The organism is Nitrosopumilus sp. S4, from assembly GCF_054515835.1.
The window spans coordinates 1,660,768-1,680,173 of sequence record NZ_CM137258.1 but is presented as its reverse complement, the minus strand read 5'-3'; the positions used below and the strand labels follow the sequence as shown (position 1 = coordinate 1,680,173).

Genomic DNA, 19,406 nt, shown 5'->3' with positions numbered 1-19,406 from the left:
TGGCTTATATTACTTAAATTAGTATAAATTGACTAAATTCATTAGACGCCTACAAAGGATAGGAAGTAGTATTCTGGTGTCTCTTCCAAAAGAGTGGGTTGATGCTAATGGTTTGGATAAAAAAAGTCAAGTTGAGTTAGAAACATGGGAAGACAGCATTTCAATTTCGGCAAACAAGGAAACCCGTCTTACAAAGGAACTTGTAATTTCTTACCCATTACCAAAAGAAGAAAATATTGTTGCCGATATCACAGGAGCATATCTTTTAGGTTATGATGTAATTCAAATTAATTCAAAATCTATTATTCCAGGTGAAGATAGAGAAAAAATTCGTAATTCTATGAGACGATTAGTTGGTATGGAAATCATTGAAGAAGATTCGTCAAAAATTAATATGCAATTTCTTTTAGATGCAACTACACTTAATCCCGAGAAAATTCTTAAACGTATGAGCTCCATTGCATTGGGAATGTATGATGATGTATCAAATGGATTGCTCTCAGATGATAAATCTAATTTACAAACACTTGCAAAACGTGATGTAGAAGTTAATAGACAATATTTTTTACTTGTACGGTTAATTCGTAGCACTCTTGTTGATAAAAGATTAGCTAGTGCATTTAATCTAGAAAATATTGATGTCTTAGATTATAGGGTTGCAGCTAATCTTCTTGAAAATGCTGGTGATTCAATTGTTGAGATTGCAAATTTTATTTATAATTCATCATTATCTAAAGAACACTCAAAAAAAATCTATGATGTCGTTAAAGAATTTAGCAAATTAGCTGAAAAATCAATTGATGCATTTACAAAACCTGATAGACTTTTAGCAATTGAAGCAATTTCACTACACAAAAAATATGAAGAAAAACTTAGTTTACTTAGAATAACTTTAGGAAATAAGAAACAAATTCCAATTGATTTTCTAGATCTGGTGTATATGTTTGAAAGAATAGCTCAATCATGGGCTGATGTAGCAGATCTTGTTAAACCAATCTATAATGAGTAATTAGTATAACTTCTTTTTTGAAGCATAAGTTAAAACAGCACAAATTGTTTTGGAATCTTGAATTTTTCCAGATTTAATCATAGAAATTACTTTTTTCAAATCCATTTTAACAACTGATAGAATTTCATCATCATCTAATTTCAAATCAGCAATTTTCTTTAATCCTGAGGCTAAAAAACAATGAATTACTTCAGTATTGTATCCAATTGAAGGATAATATGTGATTAAAGGAGTCATCTTTTTTGCTCTATAACCTGTTTCTTCTTCCAGTTCTCTGAATGCACATTTTATTGGTTCCTCCTTTTTCTCTAATGTCCCTGCAGGAATTTCAAGTACATATCCGTGAGGAAATCTATGTTGTTTTACAAGAATTATTTTTTTATTCTCGTCAAAGGCAAGCATCGCTGCAGCACCCCTATGCTCTATCATTTCACGTTTTACTTTCCTTCCTTCAATATTTCCTTCATAAACACTTAATCCTAAAATTTTTCCTTCAAAGATCTTCTTTTTCATCATAGAATTGCTAGAAATGATTATTATTTAATTTGTTTGATATGTAAGATGTAATTTTGGTAATTTTTTAAAATTATCTATTGCTTTTTCAATCCAACCAACATAAAATAAAATTTTTTTAGGAATGAACAGATCAGTAGATTTTACATTTTTTAATTTTCTTACTTTTTGACTTAACTCATCCATTTTGAAAATATTATCACTATACATAAACAGTACAATTTGATTTTTTGCAATAAATGGAATTTGTAAATAAAATTCTGAAAACTCTTTATTCATATTTTCAAGTGTTTCTTTAAGATCTCCATCTACCCAAGTTAATATTGCATGTGGGATGAAATTTTCAATTTTTTTAGGATTATGAATTAATGTAAACTGAATTCCTTCATTTTGTTGTAATTTATCAATACAGCGAGTAATGGTTTTAGTTGATAAATTTGTGTTTTTTGCAATTTTTTCAATTTTTTGTCTTGGATCTTTAATTAACTCTTCAAGTATCTCTAAATCTGTTTTTGTGAGATTTGCATCATATCCTGGATTTTCTGCTTCAAAAATAGATAAAACTCTAACATCTTTCATCAGTTTGTTTGCAAGTTCAATTTTTTGTTGAATATTTTCTTTTACTGCTATACTACAAACAGTAATTCCTCCTACACATGGTACTACAAAATTAGGTTCTCCAACTAAGCTGACCTGCTCTAAAATTTCGTTAATGTTTTCTCCTGATACTACAATATACAAAACTCCATAACCCAAAATTGGAGGCTCAACTTTGACAAAGAAATTCTCAATTACATTTTTTTCTACCATTTTTCTGACTCGTGCACGAACAGCGCCACCTGAAATTCCCAATTCTATGCCTATTTGCCTATCAGATTCTCTGCAGTTATTCATTAGACGACTAAGGATCTTCATATCTAATTTGTCCATTATGTGATCTAATGCCTCCCCATAAAATATACAAATTACTTATTTGATATAAAATTGTCTATTCTATTAGCACTAGGAATACTATACGTTATATAATAGACTATTTTATTTTTATTGTGGAATATAGACTACGGCTTGCAAAAAGAATGCTGTTTAACAAAAAAGGTAGTTTGATTGGAGCAGTTTTGGCAGTAACTATAGGAATTTTGGTAATTCATGTAAACTTTGTAATTTTTCAGGGATTGTTTGATGCCATTGTTAGAGACATTAGTGATTATAGAAATGGAGATATTCTTGTAACTGATGAAGCTGATTTTATTGATAAATCTGATTTGTCACTTGTGAATTGGTTTGAGCGAATTCCATATGTTGAGGCGGCTACTCCGCGGCTTTCATCGACGGCAGAAATGAACATGACAAAAAATGGAAAACTGATTGAAGAAACACGAATTCCAATAGTTGGTGTTGATCCTTTTAGAGATATTAGAGCTTCAACTGTAGCTGAGACGGTTACTGAAGGATCTTATGTTTTCTCAAGAAATTCCATTGTGTTAGGTACTTCTGTTGCAAGAGATCTTGGTGGTGCTCAAGTTGGAGATAGCGTCAAAGTTTTGGTAGTAGATAGATTTGGTCAAGATCAAATTAGAAGATTTACAGTTTCAGGAATTGCATCATCTCCAGGTGGACAAGGATTTGATTACAGTGCAGTTGTACATATTGATACTTTACGTGATATGATGAATAGACCAGGTGATTCTGGTTCATTAATGGTTAAACTAAATGATCCAGCTAAAGCATTTGAAGTAAAAGAATTCTTCTTACGCTCTTTTCCTAATGATGATTTTATTGCAGAAACCATAGAAGAATCAGCTGAGCAGCAACTTGCAGGATTTAGATCCGGAATTGCTATGATTAACATGATTGGATATTTTGGAATGATGTCTTCAGCTTTTGCTATTGTAACAATTCAAATGATGTTGGTTAATGGCAAAACAAAAGAAATTGGTGTAATGAGGGCAATTGGAGCTAAAAGAAAAGATATTTTACTGATTTTTATTTTTCAAGGAATGATTATTGGAGCCATTGGTGCTGGTGTAGGAACTGCTGCAGGATTAGGCTACACATTTTATGCTAAAGAGACTAAAATGTCGTTTAATAACAGTCTCCCACTAGAGGTTAGTTATAACTGGGAAAAAATTATTCAAACAGCATTAACATCATTTGTCTTGGCAATCATTGCATCGCTTTATCCATCGTATAGAGCAACAAAATTGTTACCTGTGGAGGCGATGAGAACTGTCTAAGGTACTTGAAGTTACTAATCTAAGTAAGATTTACGGTGAAGGAGATAATCAAGTAAAGGCAGTTGATAATGTTGAATTTTCAATTGAACAAGGTCAATTTGTTTTAATTGTTGGTAGCTCTGGTTCAGGAAAATCCACATTGCTTAACCTCATTGGATTATTAGATCATCCTACTAGTGGAAAGATCCTAATTGATGGAATTGATACAACTACACTTAATGATAATAAAATTTCTTCATTTAGGAATAAAAAACTAGGATTTATTTTTCAATTTTCTAATTTGTTATCTGATCTAACAGTTTTAGAAAATGTATTGCTTCCTAGACAAATTGCTGGAACAAATAATTTTTCAGAAAAAGAAGCTATAGATTTGCTTACAGCTGTTGGATTACAACAACAAATGCATAAACGTGCAAACAAGATTTCAGGTGGACAAGCACAAAGGGTAGCAATTGCAAGAGGGCTAATCAATAAACCCTCCATTGTTTTAGCTGATGAACCAACAGGTAATCTTGATTCAGTAACATCTGAAAAAATTGTTCAACTTATGAAATCAATGGCAAAAAAATTCAATCATACTTTCATAGTTGTAACACATGATAGAGAACATTTTGGAGATGTAGATAAAATAATTACAATAAAAGATGGGAGAGCATTTGAGGGTGATATGCCATCTGGAATGGAGGTTGTAGTATAATGAATTTTAAAATTCTAATTGTAATACTTGCAATTGGTTTTGTTCCACTACTCTTTGATAATTCATATGCACAAATAAAATCTGGAGGATTTGGTCAATCTCCATTTGAGAGAGATTTTGGTGATGTAAAGTTTCTAGATGCGTATTTTGGAACAATTAATAAAAAAATTGAAGTTGAAGGTGGAGATAGTAATGTTCCATTTACAGTAGTATTTGCAAATGTTGGAACTCAAGACATTACAGGTATTAGAGGACAATTATCATTACCATTTGGTTTTTCAGGCTCAGATGGCCCAAACTCAATAATTCTTGCTGATAGTGATTCTAATTCACTAGCAGGACAGAATTTTCATTTAACATTTTTTGTAAATTTAGATAATAATGTGAAAATTCAACAATATCCAGGTACGGTCAAAGTAGACTATTCTAGATTAAGAGAATCTGGGGTGCGTACTGCATTTGCTGACTTTGATTTCAAAGTAACTGGTGATAGTGTAATTAATGTAAAAGCCCAAGAGCCATTTCTTACATCTTTGAGAACCAATAATGTCGTAATCGAAATTGCAAATGATGGAACTGCACCAATCTCTGGTGTTGATATTGTAGCAACTAATACACAAACTGAACTTGCATCTACATCATCATCAACTACTAATGTGGAAAATGTTGTAATTTTAGAATCAAATTGGGATGTTGGTCAAATAGATCCTAAATCATCAAAATATCTTACAGCAACTGTTTATGTTCCTGAAGGTCTAAAAGATGACACATTAAGAATTCCACTATCTATTTCTTATTACAATACACATGGTGATCTTCATACAATTTCAAAAATTGTTGATTTTTACATTAAAGGACTAATTGATCTTAGAGTTTTCAACGTTCAAGTAATTGAATTATCTGGACAACAAATGGTAGTCGGAGAAATAATTAATGAAGGAAATGAAGATGGACTATTTGGTTTTGTAACTCTAGAACCAACTGGTGACTCTAACATCAAATCAAATACTCAATTTATTGATGAAATTGAAGTTGATGCACCAGTTCCATTTAATGTCCCAATAGAATTTGATGGTGAACCAAAATATGGTGAACATGAAATTACAATTAAGGTAAGATACAAAGATGGTGTAAGAGATGAAATCTTTCTTACACATAATGAAACCATATTTGTAAAAGAACCATCTAATGATAATGACGAAGGACCTGAACCTGTAATGATAATTATACCGATCATAATTGTTATAGGTGTTGGATTTCTCATTTATCGTAGACGTAAAAAAGCCCAAATTGAGGCTAATTAGTTTAAAATAACAAATCAAATTGAGGAAATACTGTTAATTAAAAATGCGATTAAGTATTCTTACACTCATAATAGTTTTAGTTGTTGGTAGCATTGTTATTTTAATAGGATTACTTACCAATCAGGAATTCTCTGAGGTTTCAAACATTCCAAATCAATATGAAAATTTACAAAAATACAAAAATGAATTAGAAAAAATTAATCAATACAATCAGGAAGTTCTTAATGATCTTGAACGACAATTCAATAATACTGATGATGTACATTTAGAGCAGTTAAAGAAAGAGATCGCAGTAGTGAGGCAAGTAATTAATGAAAACAAGGCAGAGCTTGAGGATGTAATCAAAAAATTGTCTAATATGACAAATTCACCTTAACAAAAGTGATTTCCATTTTTGGGAAATTTAGATTATAATTATATCTTATATCATTTGAAAAAATATTGGTATGGGTAAGGGCATTTTTCTATTTCTAGCAGGCAGTATTGTTGGTTTTATCACAACCCCACTTCTTTAGTCACAATACTTTTTCTTAATTCATATACTTTAAAACAAAATTCTATTCATTGGAAACTCATAGACGATTAACCTTCATTGGAGTTGCTTTATTGATAATTACATTTCTAATCAATTATTATCACGAACAAGATCATCCGGGTGTGGGATTTAATTTTGCATATGTTTCTGGAATTGCAATGTTAATCGTGTTTTCAATCAGCTTTATACTATTTACAAAAAATAATTTGTAAAACGAATATAATATAATTAATAGATGGTGTGAGGAATTTTTTCGGGAAAAAGCCTCCATCCTATCTATTTGAATACAATGTAAATTATTTGAATAAAAAAGACACGTAGGAATCATCAGTGACTTCTAAATACTAATTATCGTATTTTGTATTAGCCGTCATCAAATTACAATTTGTTTTTGATCTTAGGCTGAAATAATTTTTTTTATCCCTTAAGGTTATATGCAATTACTCGATCTTGCGTTTATGCCTGGCGATGAAATAGAAGTTCCTAAAGAATTACGTGAATTCATGCTTGATGGCGCAGAAGAAACTATTCTTGGACAAAAAAATGGCGCAGTAAAACAATATCGTTATGGAAATTTACACATTAGAGAATATGATGATAAATTTTTAGTTCATTCAGATAAAGTTGATCCTAGAAAAGATCCGATTGGTCATTTAGTTAAGGATGCACCTGAAGTTTTAATTGGCTTAGCATGTGCAATATTTGGTGGATCGTATGTTGGAAATAAATTTCATGATAAAAAATCAAAACCAAATTTTACCAACAAAATGATCTCATCAATAATTGCTGGTTACTTGGGATATAATATGACAAAACAAATTAAGAATTACTTGGAGTAAAAATGACTACAATTAGAACAATTCAGGTTCTCATCAAACTTTTGCCATCAATATTTGCACTAAGAAGAGATAGAAAACGATGGATTCACCAAGAGAATAAAGAAATTGATTTAGAACAATTTCGAAAAAATGCAAGAAAAGTTCTTGATACATTTATCTCACTTGGTCCAGTCTACATCAAACTAGGACAGTGGTTATCTTCGAGGGCAGATATTTTGCCACAACCATACTTGGAGGAATTATCAAAACTACAAGATAGTGTTCCAGCTGCATCATTTGATCAAGTAAAACCAATTATTGAAAAAGATCTTGGATCAATAAATGAGAAATTTGATCATATTGATTCAAACTGCATTTCTGGTGCATCCCTTGGACAAGTTTATCGAGGATCTGTTTCTGGTCAGCAAATAGTTGTTAAAGTAAAAAGACCAGGCATTGAAAAAATTGTATATGAAGATCTCAAAGTGTTAAAAAAAATTTTGCCTCTAGCATTAAGATTTGTTGATCCAAATCTTAGATTTTCTGCAAAAGCCATGTTATCTCAATTCATAGAAACAATTCATGAAGAGATGGATTATACTAATGAATCAGAAAATCTTAAAAAAATTAAGCATGATATGGAGCAAAATAGTACTGTAATAGTACCAACAGTTTATGATGATTTGTCCTCCAAAAATGTACTTACTATGGAATATCTTCCTGGAATCAAAGTAACTAATGTTCAAGCCCTAAATGAGAAAGGAATAGATCGAGAGCAATTAGTCATTGATGTTCATAAAGTATTTTTTACAATGCTTCTCAAACATTCAATTTTTCATGCAGATCCCCACCCCGGAAATATATCAGTCACAGATGATGGAAAACTCATTTTGTATGACTATGGAATGGTTGGACGAATAAACAATGAAACTAGATTCAAACTAATCCGATTATACCTAGCTCTTGTTGAGAAAAATCCTCCAAGAGTAGTTAATGCAATGGCTGATCTTGGAATGCTTACACCTGGGTATAACAGAACAGTAATTGAAAAAGGAATTGAACTTTCCATTCGTGCTATGCATGGAAATAAACCCGATGAGATGGAAGTTCAAAGTTTGATGGAGCTTGCTAATCAAACAATGAGTAAATTTCCGTTTGTATTGCCAAAAAATTTGGCTTTGTATATGAGAATGGCATCAATCATAGAAGGAATTTACAAGACACATAATGTTGATTTTAAGTTTGTAAAAGTTTTAAAAAATATTCTAGAGGAAGAAAATCTGATTCCTAGAGCATATGTTGAAGAATTAAAAATTTCTTTTGATAATTTTGCAAAATCTGTAGATTATGCAATTCGTTTAGGACCTGAAATGAAAAGACTAATCGATGAAGCTGAAGTTTATATGAAAAAAGGAAAATCGATGGTTTTAATCAGTGGAAGCATTTTTGCATCTGCAACTTTTATCGGGTCAACAATATTATTTCAATCAAATCAAACACTTGGAATTATTGGCATGATAAGCTCAGGTCTAATTATGATTGGCTCAGCTTTATTTAGAAAACTTTAGTTATTCTATTGAAATATTTTTACCCTTTTTAGAAACAGGAATAATTAATGTAAGGACCCCATTGTCATATTTTGCAGATTCAATTTTCTCTTCTCCTTGTTTAACATCTATGGGCAATCTAATTTTTTTATCTATAAGATTTGGTCTTTGATTGCAAACAATTTTCTCAGTTTGCTTTTCATCAATAATTTTTTTAGCTTTTATTGAAAGAATATCTCCACATAATGTCAGATTAATATTCTCTTTAGCAAATCCAGGAATATCAATTACCACTTTGAGTTTTTCATCCTCTAAATGCATATCAACTGGTGGTAAAACAAACTCGTAAAATTCTCTTGATTTGTTTCCAATCTCTTTGATTACTTCCTTGACTAGTCCCATTTTGTGTTAAATGGTTGATTTTTGGTTATAAATCTTGATAGATTTTTAATCAATTAATTTCTCTCTCATGATAACTTATGATTATTGTAATTGAGGGTGGAGATCAAGCAGGGAAATTGACCCAATCAACAATGCTTGAAAAGGCATTAAAAAAACAAAAAATTAAAACAAAACTATTTCATTTTCCTGACTACAAAACCCCCATTGGAAAAGAAATTAGAAAGTATCTTGATGGAAAACGGAAATTTCCTCCTCAAGTGATTCATTGTCTTTTAGCTGCAAATAGATGGGAAAAACTAGATGAAATCAAAAAAGCCCAAGAAAAAAACTCTGTTTTAATTATGAATCGATATTATCACTCAAATCTAATTTATGGAATTGCAAATGGTCTTAATCAAAAGTGGCTTGAAAATCTTGATGAAGGACTACCAAAAGCAGATCTTGTAATTTTATTAGATGTTACCCAAAAAGAATCATTTACCAGACAGAAAACTAATCGAGATAAATTTGAAAAAAATAAAGAATTTCTAAAAAAAATCTCAAAAATTTATCGTACTACTGCAAAGAAAAAGCATTGGAAGATTATTGATGCATCAAAATCTAAACAATTAGTTCATGAAGAAATTATGAAAACATTTTCTAAAAAATTGGGATTATGAAAAAAAATTACTTAGATATTATTGATCCCATTCATGATTTTATCCGTGTTTATGATCATGAGCTATCAATAATTGATAATCCTATTTTCCAGAGATTAAGAAGAATTAGACAACTCTCCGGGGCACATCTAACATATCCTGCTGCTCAACACACAAGATTCGAACATTCTCTTGGAGTCATGCATATTGCAAGTCAAGCAGGAAACGCACTACGGGAAAAAGGAATTTTAAAATCTGATGATATTGAAATTTTGAGATTAGCTGGTCTTTTACATGATATAGGACACGGACCATTCTCTCATTTGTTTGAAGAAATAATTCATGAAAAGAAAATTTCTCATGAAGACTTTGGAAAAGAAATCATTCTCAAATCTGAAATTGGTGATAATCTATCCAAAAATGGATATGACAAAAAATTCATTACACGAATTGCATTTGGCGATTCAAAATTTCAATATCTAAATGAGATTGTTTCAGGGGCTCTTAGCGCTGATATGATGGATTATTTGCTTAGGGATGGTTATTTTACAGGTGCAGAGCATGCAAAAATTGATCATAAAAGAATTACACAATCTCTTGATGTATACAAGAAAAAACTAGCTCTTGAACGTTCAGCTTTATACTCATTTGAATCAATGATGCATTCTAGATATCAAATGTTCAAAGCTGTTTATTTTCATAAAACTGTAAGGGCAGCAGAGGTAATGCTGCTTGAGGCATTACGATTATCTGATGAAGAATTTGGTTTTACATCATTTAACATTAATGAATTTGTCAAACTCACAGATGAATATGTTCTAACTACCCTAATTTCCTCAAAAAATTCAAAATTAAAACGTGCAAAACAATTTGCACTAGATTACCAAAATAGAAAACTGCTAAAATGCGTATTTGAAAGAATTCTTACCAATCAAACCAATTTGAAAAAAACTCGAACTAATGAACTCAGATCAATTCTTTCTAAAAAATCAAAAGTGGATGAAAGTGAAATTTTTGTAGATAATTCTCTTACCCCTTCCATCCCATTGGCACCCTCCAAAAATGAGTCAAAATCAATTATTTTGATAACTAATGATAATGGAAAATCATCAGCCATGGAGATGCCAATCTCAAAAATACCTGTAGTCTCAGCAATTTCTGGATTTATGAATATACTTCGAATTTATACTCATCAAAAGAATAGAAAAAAAGTTGAAATTGCTGCTAAATCCATCCTTGGTGATCTAAAATGAAAAAAAGAATTGTAATCAAATTATCTGGACGAGTTTTTGGAATAGATAATGTCAAACTCTTAAAAGATTATGCTGAATTTCTAGTCAAAATCAGCAAGATTTGCCAACCAATAGTAATTGCTGGTGGTGGAAATATTGCACGACATTATATCACACATGCCAGATCATCAGGTGCAGATGAATCAACACTTGATGAACTAGGAATTGAAATCTCAAGACTAAACGCAAAGCTGCTAATCTATGCTCTAAAAAACAAAGCATACTCTCATCCTCCAACTACATTACAAGAAGTAAGACATGCAGTAGATGATGGACTAATTGTAGTTGCTGGAGGACTACATCCAGGTCAAAGCACTAATGGGACTGCAGCACTAATAGCTGAAAAAGTAAAGGCTGAACAATTTCTTAATGCAACTGATGTTGATGGTGTGTATGATATGGATCCTAACAAATACAAAAAAGCAAAAAAATTCAAACGTATTGAACTCAAAAACTTGAAAAACATGTTAGTACATGAGGATTCAGTTGCAGGCGGTTATGATTTGATGGATATTGTAGCTCTAAAAATTATAGAAAGATCTAAAATCAAAACTAGAATTTTAAAAGCTAATCCAAAAATAATTGAAAAAGCCATTAAAGGTGGCGATGTAGGAACTGAAATTATCTTACCATCAAAATAATTATTCAGAATTCTCGTTTTGAATTGTAGGTCTTGACTCAGACCAAATCTGTATATCTTTTCCTGGATATTCAGGAATTCCAGATTCATGGAGTTTTCTAAAAATTTCTAGAGCCTTTTCTTTTTCTAATGCTTTTGATTGAGCTTTAGTAAATCCATCATTATCAACAATAATTGCAACGTATCCATCTGGGGAATTAATTACTGCAGCAAATTCTTCTTCTCCTACTGGTTCAAATTTCCCATCAATTTTTTTTGTAGTTAATGTTAGCATTGAAAATCCAGCAATATCAAACATCTTCATTTGTGATTTGCTTGCTATCTGTTTTCCTTTTTGGACTGCCTGAAAATACTGCATAATTTTTTTCTGTCTCCAATGGTATAATAACTATCTTAACATTTAAGATATGCAGAGAAAATGAAAAATTATGAATCCTAAAATTTTTGTTGGAGCAGCAGTGGCAGGTCTTGCTGTCATTTTAGGTAGTATTCTCTTAATGGGGCCTTCAATGGTTGTTGTAGAATCAAATCAAAATACATCATCTGAGATTAAAAACATCCCACAAATTCTTCCATTAGAAATCACACTAGATGATATTTCTGTTACAAGAATTTCAGAGCGTTCTGCAACTATTGAGATAGCATTCAAAATTTCAAATCCAAATCCAACATCAATGATTGTACAAACAATGGATTATCAATTATTTGAAACAGGTTATTCTGATTCTGAACAAATTTCTGGTGGTCAAATAGGAAGTAGACCAACAGGAATGGTAGAGTTTGGATCAAACTACTATACTTTGTTAGGTGAGAATTCTATAGTGCTTAGAGATAAAATTTCATTGAGTAATTCTGGAAACACTCCTGAGTTATGGAGTGCACTAGAAGATAATACAGCAACATGGAGAGTTTCAGGTGATGTGTATTACAATCTAAGTTCTATGACTAGCGGTCAAGAAAACGAACTTCATTTTGAATTTACAAAATAAATCCTTATTGTATCATAAAAACAAAATATTATGATAATTTGTTTTTAGATAAAAAATATTGGCAAAGTTATAAAAGCCCGTTAGATGGTTTTTTATCAAATGGCAGAAGCAGGTATGGCCGCATTTGGCTCAGCAGTTGGAGTCGCAATCGCACTAGCAGTAGTGTGTTTCGCTCTTCGTGGTAAAGGACATCCAGAACCACTAGATTAACAAAGGAATTTTTCCTTTACAATATTTTTCATTTAACTAAACTAATCTTTCTTGCCAATTCCTAACATGTCTGCCAGGGATAATTGCTTTGTATTTTTCTTCTTGATAAAACATCTTTCATAGTATTGGCATTCTGAGCAATCAACTGAAGGCTCTAGGATGGGAACTTTATTCTCCTTTAGAAGATTATTTAGAACTCTAACTCTTCTAATCACTTCTTCAAACATCTTTTTGTTTCGAGTTAAAGAAAATGTAGTTTCTTGTCTGTCCCCGGTAATGTAAACAATAATTCCATCATCTTTATCATATATCCACATACATGCATTAAGATATAGAACATCATTTGAATTTGGGGTCTCTAATTCATGAGTTGCTGCCCTGAACAAAAGAATCGAGTCATCTACTATCATATCTGCCTGTCCTTTTAGCTGAATCTCATCTATGGCAAACTCCTTTGGCTCACTACCAAACTGTAATTTTCTTAATAGCCCTGATAGTAAATCATTGAATCCTTTCCTTTCAACCTCCTCAGGATCTAATCTATCATAGTAGGAACGCCTTAGACATTGCACTACCTCTTTGAGATGGATTTTTTGTATATTTTCTGAATCAATCTCTATCTCAAGTTCTTTTCCGATGGAGCTGATAGTGTTTTGAATAATTCCTCGAAAATCTCTATCTCCCATCATAATACATCATTCTCCAAATTGACTTCTTATAGTTTAGCTAAGTATTTTTGTAAATAGATTGGAAATCCTTCCTGCAAAAGCCAAAATTACGAAATGTACGCCAAATCCTATAACTGCTCCAACTATTAGATTTCCGCTCAAAAAATAAATTCCTAAAAATATTCCCAAAGGAGGCAAACTGAAAACCATTGCCAAGAATGCACTAACCCAAATCATTCTCACCAAAATTTCAGGTGAGACATTGTTGTTTTTCTTTGTAAAATTAAACATCTTGAATTTTCCTATTCTTCAGGTAGGATAAGTTTAGACATTGTAGTCTCAGTGGGTATCTTTTGCTCAATTGCAAATGCAATTGCGGCAAGATTTCTTACTTCAAATGCAGTCAATTTGGTAATACCTACAATTGTTGCAAAACTGAACATTTTTGTAAATGATCTAAGTGAAGTGTTGTAAATCAACATCTCAAATGATCTCTCAAATTCTGCAATTGCATCTAATTCGTTTTCTACTTGAGGAATCAATTCTTTGTATTTTGTGTTAGATAATTCATTGAAAGCATCTCTTAATGAAGATGCTGCCATCATTCTTCCAAGTAGTTCTCTTCCAGAATGATTGGTACTAATTATCAAATCCTGAATTTGTTCTTCTTGTAATCCCCAGAACTTTCCTCTAATTACACTTAGAATATTGTAAAAATCAATATCCATAACTACAATTTTTGTGGCATCTTTATCGGAATATTTTCTCATAGCTCCTGCTAGATATTGGAATAATATTTTATCAAAATAAGTATCAAAAATCTGAACATTCTTTTTTTCATTGTATAATGCTGCAGCCTTTGCAATCTCTTCACCAAACTGGACAGAGCTCAAACTTGCAACTGTCTCTTCAATATCTTTTGCAACTAATGCCTTGATTACAATATCTCTTTGCTTGATTAATTCTTCAGCATGAAGATTCACATGAGTTTCAAGCTCCTCTTGTGATTTACCTAAGACTTTACCTTTCAAAATTAATTTAAGATTTGATATAATGAATTTCATATAGTAAGCGTCTAGCACATCTGAGTTACCGGATATTTTTGCTATTGAATAATGAATGTCTGCTAATTTACTTCTAAGTGCGGACTCTATGTTTTGTGAGGTATATGGTTTTTGGACATCAGCAACTGCATCAGCATAAACTGTATTTTTGATTCTAGTCATTAATTCTTCTAAATCACGAGATTCAGCAAGAGTTTGAAAATCCGACTTTGCCAATAATTTGCCCCTTTTGCTGTAGGCTTTTACTGAGGCATAGACATTCTTAGAACCGCCCATTTTGATCAATCTCAAGAGGTAACTGATTTTAATGTTTGGCGATCTATTTTAGGAGCAAATTCTAAGTTATTCTATCTAGAAATCTAATGGCATCCTCTTTTTCTTGCTTTGAAAGTTTTACAAATGCAGAAAGGATCTCTTTTTGAATAATTAATGATTCATCTGAAATATCCCTTAGTTTTGAGAGATCAAATGGTAACAGATCCTTGATTTTATTATCACAAAAAGCCTTTACGTATTTCTGAATAATTGAATATGTAAAATTGGGACTTGTCTTTACCAAACTAGATAAAATCCCCTCAAATTCTTTCTCTGCTGATTCAGACTGGGCAAAAAATGCTTTTAGCAGATCTTCTCTATTCTTTATTTCATTAATTGACAAAGCAATCAAGATTCCTTTTCTTGTTAAATGATAGTAAGGGATTCCTTTTTCCTGAAGCGCCTTTGGTCCTCTTTTGAGAGGTAATCTTCCATCTTCTTCGGCAATTTTCATAGGTAGTAAAATCTCATCTAGATCGCGAAATATTCCTGAATAGATATTCTTCCAGGTAATACCGTGGTTTTTAGCAATTCTCTGAGAAATTCCGGTTCTAGTTCTCTCAGCGGGATTGGCATTACTTGCTAGAATGGAAATAATTGCCCGTTGTCTGTTTGCTTCTCCTGTAAGGTCACTTCCTTTTGTTTTGAATGTATCAAAGATTGCTAATTTCGTATTTGATTTTACCATTGAATTATCCCCATGACATGATTTTCATGTATTATGTTACTATCAAATTATACTAAAATATAATAATTTACTTTTTTGGTGATTTTCTAGTCTTCAACCCTTAAATAATTTTCAATTTCGATAAATTTAATGAATTCTAGGAACTACAAGTATGCTCTATTACTTGTAGCCGCAGTATCCATCACAGCAACAGGTGCTATGTCACAAGCATACGCACAAAGTGTTGAAGATGGTATGGACGGATATGTAGCAGGTACCAGTGGAATATACACTGGTAACCCAAACGAATGTTGGTATGAAGATGGCGAAGGCGGATATCTACCCTGTAGAATCGATACCGGTGATACAGCTTGGATGCTTACAGCTACTTCATTAGTGCTCTTCATGTCCCCAGGTGTCGGTTTCTTTTATGGCGGTCTAGCCAGATCAAAGAACATCGTCAACGTACTTGGTATGACCTTAATCGTAATGGGTCTAATGTCAGTACAATGGGTTCTATGGGGATACTCACTAGCATTTGGCGGAATTGATTCAGACGCAAATATGTTCATGGGTAATCTAGACTATGTTGGATTTAACATGGTATCTCACTATGCTCCATTAGGAGAAGTAGGTCCATGTGCAGACACTTGGTCGGCAGCTTATCAGATGAATGCGTTTGTTGATGCGGATGAATGTAGCCAAGGTTGGCCAGGTACTGTACCTCACCAACTCTTTGCAATGTTCCAAGCAACATTTGCAATCATTACACCAGTACTCATTATTGGTGGTTTGATTGACAGAATCAAATTCAGCGCTTTAGTAATATTCGTACTCTTATGGGGAACCTTCGTTTATGATCCAGTAGCACACTGGGTTTGGGGAGGCGGATACATAGGAGGAGGTTCATTAGACCTCGATCCAGACTTATCTCCATCATATGCATTAGACTTTGCTGGTGGTACTGTAGTACACATTACTTCAGGATTCGCTGCATTGGCAGGAGCCTTAGTCCTTGGTAGAAGACTTGGATATGGCAAAGTGCCAATGGAACCACACAACATCCCAATGGTAGTCCTCGGCGCAGGAATTCTATGGTTCGGATGGTTCGGTTTCAACGCAGGAAGTGAAGTTATGGTAGACGGCATTACCGTCAGCGCATGGACTGTTACAAATACAGCAACTGGTATGGCTGCAGTCACTTGGGTGCTCATGTCTTGGGCACATACAGGAAAACCAAGTGTTGTTGGAGCTGCATCAGGAGCAGTAGCAGGATTGGTAGCAATCACTCCAGCCTCAGGTTGGGTAGGTCCAATGGCTGCGATTATTATCGGTATTGCAGCTGGTACAATTTGTTATGCAGCAATTGCATTCAAGAGTGCACGCAAATGGGACGACGCATTAGATGTATGGGGAGTACACGGAATGGGTGGTCTTACAGGTGCAATTTTGACTGGTACATTAGCTAGCCCACACATCTGGGATACCGGAGACGGTATTGGTGCTTGGACTGGTACTGCAGAAGGAATGGAACAGCAAGCAATCAGCATCATCGGTGCTGCTATATCAATAGGCTATGCCTTTGGTGTAACCCTTGTAATCCTCAAAGTAATGGATGCCGTATGGCCTGGCGGAATCAGAGTCACTCCTAAAGAAGAGGAGATTGGTCTCGATTTGGCTCAGCACGGAGAAAGAGCATACGTAAACGAATAGAAAAAACCCTTTTCTTTTCTTCTTTTTATTATTTAATCCAAATCAATTTAGATTTGATCATTTTATCCAAATCATGTTAATCTCCACAACTGAACTTAATTCAATTATTGATGATCCTAATGTAATAATTGCTGATACTCGCTCTTTCAAAGAATATTCAGAAGGACATATCCCAGGAGCTGTAAATTTAGATCTATTTGCATTTCATTGGATTGATACATCAAAACAAGGAATTGAGAATTTCAATAATCAATCCCAACACCTTCTTTCGTTTCTTGGTGTTACACCAGAAAAAAAAGTCATTTTTTATGATAATGTCTCTGGTATGCTTGCTGCAAGAGGAGTTTGGATGTTGATGTATTTCTCTCATGAAAACTCATCAATGCTTGATGGTGGGATTACTAAATGGAAAAAAGAAAATCTTCCACTTGAGACAAAACCCAACGGATTCAAACCATCTAATTTTTCAGGAAAAGTAAATCCAGAAATAATTACCGGATTTGAACATATTAGAGATAATCTGGAAAATCTGAGAATACTAGATGTTCGCTCACCTGAAGAATATAACGGAAGTATGATTCGCGCTGCTCAATCTGGTCATATTCCAAATTCAGAAAATATTGATTGGAATCAAAATCTCACAAAAGATGGAACCTTTAAGGATAATTCAGAACTCTCAAAACTTTACGATATTCCAAAAGATTCAGAAATTGTTACCTATTGTCAAGGTGCATATCGTGCTGCCAATAGCTTTTTGGCATTGAAAAAACTTGGATTCAAAAATGTTCAAGTTTATCTTGGTTCCTGGGGAGAATGGGGAAATAAACTGGAATTACCTGTAGAAAAATAAGGCATGCCACAAATCTATGGGCATTGTGATATATCTCAATACTTTATGTAACTTATGTCAGTCATTGTTCAATACGAACAAACCCCAAACCAATCAGTTTCTCTGGTTGAACGTGAGACCAAAAATCCCGAATCAACCAGTGTAACTGCTTTGGACATGATTGGATTGACATGGATCTTTTTAGATGATGATTTTCCAATGATTCAAGGATCATTTAAATAAAATTAATGAAAGAGAATATCTTATGTCTATTAAAATAAATTTTATTGTATTATTTGTCGCATCTGTTTTGATGTTAGGAGCTGTATCTGCTCCATTACTCCAATCTGCTGATGCACTAAAGGGGCAAGGAGTTCCATCATCTCAATATGGTTCTGCCACAAAAGATATTGTGTGTGGAGATAAACTCTGTTCTGAAGTAAAGAAAGAAGCAGCAAAGAAAGAAGCAAAGAAGGAAACCCCAAAGAAAGAAGGAGCTGAAAAGATAGAGAAGAAAGAAGCAGAAAAACAGAAAATTGCAGATAAAGAAATGTCTGCCCAAGTAAGATATGATGAAACTGCTTTACCTCCAAGAACAATAAAAACTGGAACAATTACATCTGTTCAAGATCCAGGAAAAGGTCATGAGAATCATCAATTAACAATTATTCTTCCACCATCTGACAAAGTATATCGTGGAATGTTGACATTTACTGCATCAGATGAAGTTCAACTTGTTGCATTACATGGACCACTAAAACCTGGAGAAGATAAAGGACAAGCTATTTGGACTCCTGATGGAAAAACAAAATATGCATTGACTTTCATTCCCCTAAATGCTAAAGCAGGAACATGGCAATTTGCAGGAAATGCATTAGCAGTTCATACCATGAAAGATGAACCATTTACAATTTCATATTCAGTTGCATACAGAGAGAGAACATTATCTGACACTGTAAAAAGTGAAACAATTACCTCTGTTCAAGATCCAGGAAAAGGTCATGAGAATCATCAATTAGCAATTCTTCTTGCTCCAAGAACCACTGCATACTATGGTACATTGGGATATTCTGCATCTGAGAATGTACAACTTGTAGCACTACATGGCCCATTAACCGTTGGTCAAGAACAAAATGGACAAGCTATCTGGTCACCTGATGGAAAAACATTCTATGCTTTGACATTTGTAGATAAGGAAAACTCAATGGGAACATGGCAATTTGCAGCTAATGCAATTGCACTTCATACTATGAAAAATACTCCGTTTACAGTGAGCTATTCTGTAGCGACAGGACAATAATGAAAAGTTAAAAGTGGTATAA

The 19,406-nt window shown here is 32.9% G+C and carries 23 protein-coding genes; 15 read left to right on the top strand and 8 right to left on the bottom strand.

Annotation, left to right across the window (positions count from 1 at the left end; genetic code table 11):
* Positions 1–28 precede the first annotated feature (28 nt).
* The gene (locus ACX119_RS10065) at positions 29–1,009 is read left to right on the top strand and encodes an AbrB/MazE/SpoVT family DNA-binding domain-containing protein (protein WP_459351101.1); all 981 of its coding nucleotides are present in this window, start codon (positions 29–31) and stop codon (positions 1,007–1,009) included.
* Here ACX119_RS10065 and ACX119_RS10060 read toward each other — a convergent pair whose 3' ends face one another.
* Both ACX119_RS10060 and ACX119_RS10055 read right to left on the bottom strand, forming a co-directional pair.
* Positions 1,010–1,525, bottom strand: coding sequence for an NUDIX hydrolase (locus ACX119_RS10060; protein WP_459351100.1), 516 nt, complete (start codon positions 1,523–1,525; stop codon positions 1,010–1,012).
* Between the two features lie 24 nt (positions 1,526–1,549).
* Entirely contained in the window at positions 1,550–2,452 is a 903-nt protein-coding gene (locus ACX119_RS10055; RefSeq protein WP_459351099.1) for an AsnC family transcriptional regulator, read from the bottom strand.
* A gap of 146 nt (positions 2,453–2,598) precedes the next feature.
* Between ACX119_RS10055 and ACX119_RS10050 the strand changes: the two genes are divergently transcribed.
* The 6 genes from ACX119_RS10050 (at position 2,599) to ACX119_RS10025 (ending at position 8,678) form a co-directional block, all read left to right on the top strand.
* Positions 2,599–3,756, top strand: a complete 1,158-nt coding sequence (locus ACX119_RS10050) for an ABC transporter permease (protein WP_459352036.1) — start codon at positions 2,599–2,601, stop codon at positions 3,754–3,756.
* 106 nt (positions 3,757–3,862) lie between these two features.
* On the top strand, positions 3,863–4,453 hold the full coding sequence (locus ACX119_RS10045) for an ABC transporter ATP-binding protein (protein WP_459352035.1): 591 nt from the start codon (positions 3,863–3,865) through the stop codon (positions 4,451–4,453).
* Positions 4,453–5,757 carry a COG1361 S-layer family protein gene (locus ACX119_RS10040; RefSeq protein WP_459351098.1) on the top strand — a complete coding sequence of 435 codons (1,305 nt, stop codon included), beginning with the start codon at positions 4,453–4,455 and terminating at the stop codon, positions 5,755–5,757. The genes ACX119_RS10045 and ACX119_RS10040 overlap by 1 nt, the downstream gene beginning before the upstream one ends.
* A 43-nt stretch (positions 5,758–5,800) precedes the next feature.
* Complete coding sequence (locus ACX119_RS10035; RefSeq protein WP_459351097.1) at positions 5,801–6,133, top strand: hypothetical protein; 333 nt, start codon at positions 5,801–5,803, stop codon at positions 6,131–6,133.
* 617 nt (positions 6,134–6,750) lie between these two features.
* A complete protein-coding gene (locus ACX119_RS10030) occupies positions 6,751–7,131 on the top strand; it encodes a hypothetical protein (RefSeq protein WP_459352034.1) in 381 nt (126 codons plus the stop codon).
* Positions 7,132–7,133: 2 nt separating this feature from the next.
* Positions 7,134–8,678 (top strand): ABC1 kinase family protein, encoded by a 1,545-nt coding sequence (locus ACX119_RS10025; RefSeq protein WP_459351096.1) that lies wholly within the window; start codon positions 7,134–7,136, stop codon positions 8,676–8,678.
* On the opposite strand, the gene hsp14 is transcribed toward ACX119_RS10025, so the two are convergent.
* The gene (gene hsp14, locus ACX119_RS10020) at positions 8,679–9,059 is read right to left on the bottom strand and encodes an archaeal heat shock protein Hsp14 (protein WP_459351095.1); all 381 of its coding nucleotides are present in this window, start codon (positions 9,057–9,059) and stop codon (positions 8,679–8,681) included.
* Between the two features lie 77 nt (positions 9,060–9,136).
* Between hsp14 and tmk the strand changes: the two genes are divergently transcribed.
* From tmk to pyrH, 3 genes are read left to right on the top strand one after another with little or no spacing between them, the layout of a single operon-like run.
* Complete coding sequence (tmk, locus tag ACX119_RS10015; protein ID WP_459351094.1) at positions 9,137–9,718, top strand: dTMP kinase; 582 nt, start codon at positions 9,137–9,139, stop codon at positions 9,716–9,718.
* Entirely contained in the window at positions 9,715–10,950 is a 1,236-nt protein-coding gene (locus ACX119_RS10010; protein ID WP_459351093.1) for an HD domain-containing protein, read from the top strand. Before tmk ends, ACX119_RS10010 begins: the two co-directional genes overlap by 4 nt.
* Positions 10,947–11,630, top strand: coding sequence for a UMP kinase (gene pyrH, locus ACX119_RS10005; protein ID WP_459351092.1), 684 nt, complete (start codon positions 10,947–10,949; stop codon positions 11,628–11,630). The genes ACX119_RS10010 and pyrH overlap by 4 nt, the downstream gene beginning before the upstream one ends.
* Here pyrH and ACX119_RS10000 read toward each other — a convergent pair whose 3' ends face one another.
* Positions 11,631–11,987 (bottom strand): hypothetical protein, encoded by a 357-nt coding sequence (locus ACX119_RS10000; RefSeq protein WP_459351091.1) that lies wholly within the window; start codon positions 11,985–11,987, stop codon positions 11,631–11,633.
* A 70-nt stretch (positions 11,988–12,057) separates the two neighbouring features.
* Between ACX119_RS10000 and ACX119_RS09995 the strand changes: the two genes are divergently transcribed.
* Positions 12,058–12,618, top strand: a complete 561-nt coding sequence (locus tag ACX119_RS09995) for a hypothetical protein (RefSeq protein WP_459351090.1) — start codon at positions 12,058–12,060, stop codon at positions 12,616–12,618.
* Positions 12,619–12,869: 251 nt separating this feature from the next.
* Here ACX119_RS09995 and ACX119_RS09990 read toward each other — a convergent pair whose 3' ends face one another.
* The 4 genes from ACX119_RS09990 to ACX119_RS09975 form a co-directional block, all read right to left on the bottom strand.
* A complete protein-coding gene (locus tag ACX119_RS09990) occupies positions 12,870–13,517 on the bottom strand; it encodes a hypothetical protein (RefSeq protein WP_459351089.1) in 648 nt (215 codons plus the stop codon).
* Between the two features lie 33 nt (positions 13,518–13,550).
* On the bottom strand, positions 13,551–13,787 hold the full coding sequence (locus ACX119_RS09985; protein ID WP_459351088.1) for a hypothetical protein: 237 nt from the start codon (positions 13,785–13,787) through the stop codon (positions 13,551–13,553).
* Positions 13,788–13,798: 11 nt separating this feature from the next.
* A complete protein-coding gene (locus tag ACX119_RS09980; RefSeq protein ID WP_459351087.1) occupies positions 13,799–14,836 on the bottom strand; it encodes a V0D/AC39 family V-type ATPase subunit in 1,038 nt (345 codons plus the stop codon).
* Between the two features lie 61 nt (positions 14,837–14,897).
* Complete coding sequence (locus ACX119_RS09975) at positions 14,898–15,563, bottom strand: hypothetical protein (protein WP_459351086.1); 666 nt, start codon at positions 15,561–15,563, stop codon at positions 14,898–14,900.
* 129 nt (positions 15,564–15,692) lie between these two features.
* Between ACX119_RS09975 and ACX119_RS09970 the strand changes: the two genes are divergently transcribed.
* The 4 genes from ACX119_RS09970 (at position 15,693) to ACX119_RS09955 (ending at position 19,384) form a co-directional block, all read left to right on the top strand.
* The gene (locus ACX119_RS09970) at positions 15,693–17,255 is read left to right on the top strand and encodes an ammonium transporter (RefSeq protein WP_459351085.1); all 1,563 of its coding nucleotides are present in this window, start codon (positions 15,693–15,695) and stop codon (positions 17,253–17,255) included.
* A gap of 73 nt (positions 17,256–17,328) precedes the next feature.
* Entirely contained in the window at positions 17,329–18,105 is a 777-nt protein-coding gene (locus tag ACX119_RS09965; RefSeq protein WP_459351084.1) for a sulfurtransferase, read from the top strand.
* A 54-nt stretch (positions 18,106–18,159) separates the two neighbouring features.
* Positions 18,160–18,327: a hypothetical protein gene (locus tag ACX119_RS09960; RefSeq protein ID WP_459351083.1), complete on the top strand. Its 168-nt coding sequence runs from the start codon at positions 18,160–18,162 to the stop codon at positions 18,325–18,327.
* Between the two features lie 22 nt (positions 18,328–18,349).
* Positions 18,350–19,384, top strand: coding sequence for a hypothetical protein (locus tag ACX119_RS09955; RefSeq protein WP_459351082.1), 1,035 nt, complete (start codon positions 18,350–18,352; stop codon positions 19,382–19,384).
* Positions 19,385–19,406 lie beyond the last annotated feature (22 nt).